Source organism: Viscerimonas tarda (assembly GCF_054601255.1).
Genome location: NZ_BAAHWV010000061.1, coordinates 1 through 9406, shown reverse-complemented (window position 1 = coordinate 9406; position 9406 = coordinate 1). Strand labels below are relative to the sequence as shown.

Annotated in this window: 5 protein-coding genes; 1 reads left to right on the top strand and 4 read right to left on the bottom strand. The window is 49.3% G+C overall.

Features of this window, described 5'->3' with window-relative positions:
- Positions 1-184 (top strand): hypothetical protein (locus ACYPWY_RS14965; protein WP_459686353.1); only part of this gene is annotated, 184 nt, incomplete at its 5' end.
- A gap of 106 nt (positions 185-290) precedes the next feature.
- On the opposite strand, the gene ACYPWY_RS14960 is transcribed toward ACYPWY_RS14965, so the two are convergent.
- From ACYPWY_RS14960 to ACYPWY_RS14945, 4 genes are read right to left on the bottom strand one after another with little or no spacing between them, the layout of a single operon-like run.
- Positions 291-1781 (bottom strand): sulfatase, encoded by a 1491-nt coding sequence (locus ACYPWY_RS14960; protein WP_459686352.1) that lies wholly within the window; start codon positions 1779-1781, stop codon positions 291-293.
- 24 nt (positions 1782-1805) lie between these two features.
- The gene (locus ACYPWY_RS14955; RefSeq protein ID WP_459686351.1) at positions 1806-3299 is read right to left on the bottom strand and encodes a sulfatase; all 1494 of its coding nucleotides are present in this window, start codon (positions 3297-3299) and stop codon (positions 1806-1808) included.
- A gap of 11 nt (positions 3300-3310) precedes the next feature.
- Positions 3311-5584, bottom strand: a complete 2274-nt coding sequence (locus ACYPWY_RS14950; protein WP_459686350.1) for a RagB/SusD family nutrient uptake outer membrane protein — start codon at positions 5582-5584, stop codon at positions 3311-3313.
- A gap of 35 nt (positions 5585-5619) precedes the next feature.
- The gene (locus ACYPWY_RS14945; protein ID WP_459686349.1) at positions 5620-8910 is read right to left on the bottom strand and encodes a SusC/RagA family TonB-linked outer membrane protein; all 3291 of its coding nucleotides are present in this window, start codon (positions 8908-8910) and stop codon (positions 5620-5622) included.
- Between the last annotated feature and the right edge of the window lie 496 nt (positions 8911-9406).

The window sequence follows — 9406 nt, the reverse complement described above, 5'->3', positions numbered from 1 at the left end:
GTGCATTGCACGACGCAATTGTAGGGGCGTATGGCATACGCCCGATACACGCATTGTCGAAACGCGCAAATGTTTCATCATTGCATGTATTTTGATTGTCGTGTGCTGGGCGTATGCCATACGCCCCGTACAATGCATCGTCCAATTCGTCGTTGGCAGACGTGGCGCGCCACGTCTCTACTGAGAGGTTGTGCAATGCACAGGGGATTGCGGGTCAGGCCCGCAATGACAGATGGATGGATATAGGGCGAATAATGATTCGCCCCTACAATTTTAAACCGGATTTATACTCATTCGCGAGCTGGAAGCTCTGCTTTACCGGCCACATAATTGGCGGCGAGCTTGTGCAATTCCGACACTACATTTTTATATTTCGGGTCGTTGACCAGATTCTTTAATTCGTGCGGGTCGTTGATGGGGTCGGTCAGGAATGCGCCTGCACCTACACCGAAAAATTCGGCGTACCGCCAACGTTCCGTGCGCACTGCTACACCCGTAATGCCTTTGTTGTGCTCATTCCAAATGGTGTAAGCCGGACGGTTCCATTCGGCATACGGATTGTTCAGAAGCGGTTTGAGGCTTACACCCTCCAGTTCTTTATACTTCGGCAGTCCGCACAAGTCAACCAATGTAGGATAAAGGTCGAGCATTTCGACTATGCGCGGAGACGAGCTTCCATTTCCTTTCGCACGCGGGTCGAGGATAAAGAACGGTACACGAGCGCCCTGTTCCCACAACGAACCGGCTTTTGACCATTTGCCTTTTTCGCCGAGCTGATAACCATGGTCGGCCCAAAAGACGATGATGGTATTCTCGCGCAGTCCCTGCTTGTCCAGTTCGGCCAGCACCCGACCAACGTTCCAGTCCACATAACTGACGCAGGCCAGATAAGCTCGAATCATGGCGCGGGCTTCTTCGGGCGATGCCGAGCGATTGATAAAAAGGTCGGCATTTGTACGGCGAATAGACCCGGCCGGAAAATCGGCGGGAACAGACGGTAGAGAGGCAAAATCGGTCGGCAGCGTGATGCTCTCGAGCGGATATTGCTCAAAAAATTCCGCAGGAGCTATCAGCGGAGAGTGGGGTTTGGAAAACCCGCAAGCAATAAAAAACGGTTGTCCCGATTCCTTGCTTTGCCGGATGTATTCGATGGCTTTGTTGGCCACCTTTGTGTCGCCGAGGGTGGCAACGGAATCACCAGTAACGGCTTCCCAGCGGTCGGTATGGGTTTTTTCATCCACCGGACCGGGGCCAAGTTTCGGCAGATTGCGCGAAAATGCGGCCAATATTTCTGATTTTGAAACAGACGAAGGCGCTTTTGTGCTAACCGGTTCGCTCCACCGGCGTTCTTCACCGCCCTCTGTCCAGGCTTCGGTGTCGTCTATTCCGCCATGGAAGATTTTTCCGGTTCGCAGGGCAGCATAGCCATGCTGTTTGAAGTATTTCGGCAAACTAATCCAATTGGGATAAGTTGCTCCGAAAAATTCGCGATTGGCGTTGCCGTAAAGTCCGCTGGTAGTAGGCCGGCGACCGGTAAGCAGCGAGGATCGCGATGGCCCGCTCAGGGGATACTGGCAATAGGCATGTTCGAAACGCACCCCTTGCTGCGCCAAACGGTCGAGGTTCGGCGTCCGCGCCAGCTGGCTGCCATAGATATTCAGTTCGGCGCGCATGTCGTCGGAAACAAGAAAAAGCACATTCATCGGTTTTTCCTGTTGCGCAACTGCCGGAACAAGTGAAAGCGAACCCAGTACGGCGCTTGTTGTTATAATTTTCTTCATAATGAAAATAGTGAATGTTATTCTTTATTTTTTCTCAGGAGCCGAAAGTTCGGTCTTTCCTTTCACATAATCCGATGCAAGTTGGTGCAGCTTTTCTACTACCTCTTTGTATTTCGGTTCAAAGACCAGATTGCGCAACTCGTGCGGGTCGTTGATGGGGTCGGTGAGGAATGCGCCCGCTCCCCGTCCGAAAAACTCGGCATATCGCCAACGTTCGGTGCGTACCACTACGCCGGTAATTCCTTTGTTATTCTCATTCCAAATGGTGTAGGCCGGCCTGTCCCATTCTTCGTAAGGATTATCCAGAAGGGGCCGCAAGCTTACGCCTTCCAGTTCTTTCACGGGAGGCAGTCCGCACAAGTCAACCAATGTAGGATAAAGGTCGAGCAACTCTACTGTTCGTGGCGAAGTCCGTCCATTGCCTTTGAGTCGCGGGTCGAGGATTATGAGAGGAATACGGGCGCCCTGTTCCCACAGCGAGGCGTGTTTCGACCATTTGCCTTTTTCGCCGAGCTGATAACCGTGGTCGGCCCAAAAAACGATGATGGTATTCTCGCGCAGTCCCTGCTTGTCCAGTTCGGCCAGCACGCGTCCCACATTCCAGTCCACGTAGCTCACGCAAGCCAGGTAGGCCTTAATCATGTCGCGTGCTTCTTCGGGCGATGCCGGACGCTCCATAAACAAGTCGCCGTTTACCGAACGTATGGAACCCCCGGGAAATCCGACAGGAACAGACGGAACGGAGGCAAAGTCGGGTGGAAGCTGTATTTTGTCCGTATCGTACAAGTCGAAGAAGCGTTTTGGGGCAACCAGCGGAGAATGTGGCTTGGAGAATCCGCAACCAATAAAGAACGGTTGTCCTGTTTCCTTGCTTCGCCGGATGTATTCGATGGCTTTGTCGGCCACTTTTGTATCGCCAAGATTGCTGATGTTTTTATTGTCGAGGGCTTCCCAGCGGTCGGAGCTTGGAGCGCGTCCCAATGTAAACTCGTGTTCATCTTCGAGATGCTTCAAATATTCTTCTTCGGTTAAGTAGCCCGGAACGCTTTTGGTAACGGGTCTCACCCATCTGAGGTCTTCGCCGCCTTCCGTCCATGCTTCCTTATCGTCCAGTCCGCCATGGAAAATTTTCCCGCTACGGAGCGAGGCATAGCCATGCTGTTTGAAGTATTTCGGCAAACTAATCCAATCGGGATAGGTAAGTCCGAAGAATTCGCGGAGCGAGTTGCTGTACAGGTCGCCGGTAGTTGGTCGCCGACCGGTAAGCAGCGATGCGCGCGATGGCCCGCTCAGGGGATATTGGCAGTAAGCATGTTCAAATCTCACACCCTGCCGCGCCAGCTGGTCTATATTGGGCGTCAGCGCCAAAGGGCTTCCGTAAACGTTGAGTTCGGCGCGCATGTCGTCGGAAACAAGAAAAAGCACATTCATCGGTTTTTCCTGTTGAGCTGTTGCGAAAGCGGACGAAAAGATGCCCGCTATCGCGCCAAAAGCCCGTAAATGATTATTTAAGTTCATCGTTTTAATTTTTAATATCCCGGATTCTGATATTTCTTTCTTGCTTCTCCCGACAAAGGTACATTGTTTTCGTCAGTAAGCAAATTAATAAAAGTCTGCGGAAAAGGTTTGAAAGTATGCGTAGCGCGAAATACGCCTTTTCCATTTCCATCCTGTCCGTTGCCATTGATTGGATTGTCGGACGTAGGCCAGTTTCCTTGCCGTGAAGACGCCAGCTGATTGTGGTGAAGTACCCGTTCGAGCTGGAGACCGGCATGGTGAATTCCTTCATACAGTATCTGTTCGGTATTAAATTCCCGGGATACTTCGTTGTAGATGAAGTGGATAAACCGTTCTTCATTTGTTCCGGCTTCCGGTGGATAGTTTTCGAGGCGGGATTTTTCCGAAGCGCCATCCCAATAACCGGCATCTACTTTAATTTTATCGTAGGTATCATCGGCAGAAGGATACGGATAACTGCGTTCTCCGGCCGATAACTGTTCGGAACCCGGGTACAGGCGCGCTAATACTTCGGCGCGTTTTTCGCCGTTTTTGTATGCCGCGCGCGCGCGCACTACGTTAATATCATTAATTGCTTTGCCGTAATCGCCCTGACGGCCATACACTTCGGCCCGGATGAGATAAGTTTCGGCCAAGCGGAAAATAGCCACATCGCGCGACCCAAAATGGTTATCGACAGTTGTACGGTTAGGGTCGATGAATTTCCGGCTCGAGGGACGGAGGTTGGTTGCTCCAAATGTTTGCAACAGACCGAGATTACTTACCAGACGGTCTTTACCCGTTCTGCGGTAGTAGTAATTGTTTCCGTCTTTTATCCAGCGTGGATAGAGGACGTATGGCTGGGCGAGGGCAACGCTTTTTTCGATAGCTGTTTCTTTGGTGTTTTCGAGGAATACAAGCCCCAAATCGCCTCTACCTACTTTATGTTCGCCGGTTACGGCAGGGCGTCCGTCCCAGGATGTCCGGTTATATCCTGCGTGGATATTTGCGTTGAAATAAGTGGCTTCGTCGGCAGTCCAGGTCAGCGATTTGTTTTGAGCGTTGTTGTAGGGCAATGCTGCGCCATCGGTCTGCAAAGCGTTGTCAAAAGAAGCGCTTTCGTACTCAATCTGGAAGCTTTTTTCAAACCTCGAGTCATTGATTTTATCGGTAAAGACATCATAGCCCCAATCCGATGGCAAATAGAGTTCGCCTTTCGATACTCCGTAGGCCCATGTCCAAACGGGGATATTCCAGTCGGCGCTGCGGTAGTCGATGGTATATGCCGCGTCTGTGCGCATACCATAGCGTCCGTTATCTTCCATAGTAGAAGAGGCTATGTAAGAAGCTTGCAGGATGATTTCCGTATTCTCTTCGTTGCTCCAGTCGCCCAGTCCGATACGGAACAAATCCCAGTAATCGACTGCAAGACCTCCGAATGTGCCCCCGTTTTTGGACGAAAAATGGTCGATGACTTCCGTAGCGAATATCCGCGCCGAATCCAGGTCGTTGACGCCCGCTCCCTTGTACAGCAAACCGAGGTGAGCGTTCGGGTCGTCGGGGTTGATGCTGCCATCGGCATTGCGGTATTGCGCATATTTTTGTCCCTGCGCCCGTTGCAGATACAACTTGGAGAGGAAGTGAGATGCCGCCCATTTGGTATATCGTCCGCGGTCGGCGATTTCGGGCAGATGGTCGTGCGCAAAGCGGATGTCGCCGATAATCTGTGTATATATCTGCTCGGAAGTTGCTTTGGGATAGTAAAACGCTTTGGGCAGCGTGTTGGCGCTTTTCAGTTGCAAAGGCACATCGCCCAGCAAAGTAGTCATCATGTAATAAAACCAGGCGCGGTTGAAATACAGTTCCGACAAACGCAGACCGGCATAATTGGCGTCTTCAAATTTTCCCGGCGCTTCGCTTTGAATAATTTCAATGGCTTTGTTGCAGTCGCTGATTAAGGGATAGCCTCCCAATAACTGTCTGACAGAGCCGCCCGAATCGTATCCCAGCAAGTTGTTGGTATATTGTCCGGCAACACCCGCCGCCGACCATGCCGAAGGGTCGTATATAGCTCGCGCCTTATTCTGCGGGTCTGTAACATCAATACCGGTTTCAAAGGCAAAGGGGCCTTCCTGCACGTAACCATATTTCCAGCGCAGTGCATTGTAGGTACTTACAACAAGTTCTTCCAATCCTTTTTCTGTTTTAAAATAATCTTGGGTGATGGTAGATACCATCTCTTCTTCTAAAAAGTCCTCGCACGAAGTAAAGAGTATGAGCAAGGATAAGAATATATATTTTTTCATTTGCGTGAATATTTAATTTATTAATACTGATTTGATTATAGCCCAATTCTCACTCCGATTACAAAATTCCTAACCAAGATGGTATTGGCATTCTGGCCGCCGCTGGATGCACCCGCTGCGGTATCCCAGCCATCGGTGTCGTCAGGGTTCAAACCGGCTTTAACGATTTCCCCGCCCCAAATGAACGGATTTTGCACTTGTCCGTATATTTGCACGTTGCCCAGATCATAGCGTTTCAGGATTTTCTTTGGAAGCGTGTATCCCAATGAGATATAACGCAACGAAATAAGCGATCCGCTGGCGTAGTTGCGTACCGAATTATAATTGGTGAATGCGGCGGTAGTGGGCTGCGGATACGATGCATTTGGCCGTTCGGGGCTCCATGTGTCGCTTTCTACCCTGCGGCCAAGTGTTTGCAGTGCGCCGTAATATAAACCTCCGACCCGTGCATGGAGGAAAAACGAAAATTCAAAATCTTTGTAATTGAAAGTATTGGTCAATCCGGCTGTCCAGTCGGGACGAATACTGCCGAGTATTTGCTTGTCGTCATCGTCTATTTTACCGAAGCCATTGTCCTGATAGTTGACGATTTCGCCACTCGCGAGCGTTACCGATTTGGAGCCTGCCGTACCGGCGGGTACAATAACCAAGTCCTGGTCTTTCACCTTTACCTGTCCCGGGATGGCGGTTACATTTCCTATTTTCTTGTACAGTTCTATTAAACGTGCATCGTCGGCATTATCTTGCCACAAGCGGTCGTATTTGTAATCGCGGAAAACCGATACGGGTTGGCCAATGTACCAGCCGTTGGTGGCGTCGTCTCTTTCTCCGTCTGCCAATTCTACGATTTTTTCCTTGTTAGCGCTCCAAAGCAAATCGGTTTTCCAACTGAAAGTTTTGTTTTTGATATTTTGAGAAGACAAGGTAATTTCCAAACCTTTATTTTCTGTTTTACCGATATTAGCCAATATACTGCTATACCCTACGATGGGAAGAATGGAACGTTGCAGCAACAAGTCGCTCGTTTGCGACTGATATACTTCGACAGAACCCGAAAAACGGTTGAGGAACGAAAAGTCGAGACCAAGATTGTGCGATTTTGTTTTTTCCCAGCCCAGTTCGGTGTTGGACATCACGCTCGATTTATAACCGGAGGTAATTGTTTCGTTAAACACATACACCGCCGAACCTATGGCGCCGCTTGTAGTATAGGGGCTTACGGCAGCATTTCCTACAACGCCCCATCCGTACCGGAGTTTGAGCTGGTCTATCCAGCGCACATCTTTCAGGAAGCTCTCTTCTTCCAACTTCCAGGCCAAAGCCAGCGAAGGGAAGAAAGCCCATTTATGTCCGTCAGCCAACACCGAAGCGCCGTCCCAACGTCCGGTAGCTGTCAGCAGATAACGGTCTAGCAGCGAATAATTTACCCGTCCCATGTACGAGAGTAGCGTCTGACGGCGGTAGGATGTGCCACCTTCTACCTTGCTGTTTGCATTGTCCTGCAAGTCGTACCACAAAGACGTGGGGAAAGTAACATTGTATGCCCGCAGATTAGCGCCCGTAACAAGGGTTTCCTGCGATTCCTGCAACAAGGTTGCGCCGATATTGTGTATTCCGATTTGTTTGTCGAAGTTCAACAGATTTTCCAGTATCCACGAAAAGCGTTTGCTGTTACTGTCATAACCTGTTAGTGCAGCCGTGCCGATAGCCGTAAAGGGATTGGTATATTCAGGGCCGTAAAAATAGCCATATTCGCGTTGCGTAAATTGAGCGCCGAGTTTGACGTTATACTTCAACCAGGGGGTGAAACGTACTTCGGCAAATGCGTTGGAGAGTGTCGAAAACGACTGGTGTTCGTTGGTTGCATTGGCAATATTCAGTAATACGTTGTGCTCGGACAGCCCCACTTTGTTTGTGTTCAATATCTTTCCATTTTCGTCGTAAGCCGATGCGTATGGCATCAACGCCTGTGCCTGACTGTACGAATCCTTTCCGCCGCCGTTGCTTCTGTTTTCGGCCACACCATAGTTCTGCAACGACTTGATAGCGCTCAATGCCAAACCTGCGGTCAGCCATTTTCTGGGCGTTACGTCTCCTTTCAGGTTCAACGAATAGCGTTTGTAATCCTGGTCAATCAGGGCTCCTTTCTGGTCGAGATAGGCCAATGAAAAATACAGCCGGGAAGTTTCGGAACCTGATGAAAGTGAGAGTTGCTGGTTTTGTATCAGTCCGGTGCGGGAAACCAAATCGGTCCAATGCTGGTCGAACATTTGATTGGGATTATATACAGGAACCTGTGCCGCGTAACCCCGCGAGATTTCTTCGGGCGTTGCAGGCCGTAGTTGTACGGTTCCGTCAGCATTCCATGCGTAAGCAGTTTTAATATTGTTGATGCCGTACTGCTCGCCGCCGCCAAATTGCTGAACATCAAAATTGGGGTCGGGCGCTGTACCGTACTGGCCGGTATATGTTCCTCCGTTGATACGTGATTGACGTTGCCAGTCCAATAATTCGCCCGACCCCATCCAATCGGTTGTAGAATGTATCTTGCTGAAGGAGAAGCTGGATTCGTAATTGATGGAAACTTTTCCTTTTCGTCCTTCTTTCAATGTAACAAGGATAACGCCATTTGCACCTCTTGAACCGTAAATGGCTGTGGATGAGGCATCTTTTAAAACTTCCACCGAAACAATGTCGTTAGGATTGATTACTGCCGCTTCGTCGCTCGATACCGGAATACCGTCCACCACATACAGGGGATCGTTGGAGGCTGTGATGGAACGAACGCCGCGCACACGCACTTCGCCTGTTCCGCCCGGACGCAAGCTGGAGGTAATGTCCACACCGGCAACTTTTCCCTGCAATGCCTGAATAACGTTTTGTACAGGCTGCTCCTTGATTTGCGACTCGGATATTCTTGACAGGGCGCCGGTCAGGTCGGTCTTTTTCTGTGTTCCGTAACCTACTACCACCACCTCATTCAGCAGGGTTTCGGTAAGCGAAATAATAATCGGTTCGGAGGGTTTTTCATAAATGTCGATTTCCTCCGGCTTGTAACCGAAATAACCGACAGATAGTGTAACCGGCAAAGAAGAAATATCCAGGCGGAATCCGCCGTCAACATCGGTTGCCGTACCCGTTTTGAGTTCCTTGGCTTGGATGTTGGCTCCGATGATCGGCTCGCCTGTTCGCTGGTCGATTACTTTACCGGTTATAGGGACATTTCCCTGAGCTGAAACCGGAAAGCTTAGGCTCCACAGAGCAACTAATGAAAGAAAAGACAGCAAAGATTTGCTGCTTTTCAAAAAATTAACTACATTCGTCATGTCTAAATTCTTTTTAGGTAGGAGTATCCTTTCATATCCAATTGCCAGCGGAAGAAAGGGATACTCTTTTTTTGGTTGATTTTAATTGTTTATTGTATTTATTATATTGTTGTCAATAAATTATGCCGACAAAGGTACAGGTAATGACAAAAGCATGAAATACCACATTTAAGGTATATTTAAAAATATGCCGGAAAACAGGTAAAAATGTTAATTGATGGGGGGGATGGTATGGAATATCGGTTAGCCATATCTAATGCCTAAGCTCCACCAGAGCTAATCGGTAGGCGAGAGGTTGGTTTGTTTTTTTGCTTGGATATTACCCGGTATTCCCGTTCAAAAGTCGGTACAGGCATTCCAACTTTATTCTTAAACCCTAACTCCGCTTAATTTAGGTAGTCTATTTGAATTTTGGCGAACAGCCTCTGTGTTTTCTGGGTGATTTCGGACAGGCGCCATTGGTTTCTTATCTTCATTTTGTAAATTGCTTTTGAGA

Bases quoted from the DNA above. Each gene is read 5' to 3' on its own strand.
- ACYPWY_RS14960 (WP_459686352.1), bottom strand. From the start codon at position 1,781: ATGAAGAAAATTATAACAACAAGCGCCGTACTGGGTTCGCTTTCACTT.
- ACYPWY_RS14955 (WP_459686351.1), bottom strand. From the start codon at position 3,299: ATGAACTTAAATAATCATTTACGGGCTTTTGGCGCGATAGCGGGCATC.
- ACYPWY_RS14950 (WP_459686350.1), bottom strand. From the start codon at position 5,584: ATGAAAAAATATATATTCTTATCCTTGCTCATACTCTTTACTTCGTGC.
- ACYPWY_RS14945 (WP_459686349.1), bottom strand. From the start codon at position 8,910: ATGACGAATGTAGTTAATTTTTTGAAAAGCAGCAAATCTTTGCTGTCT.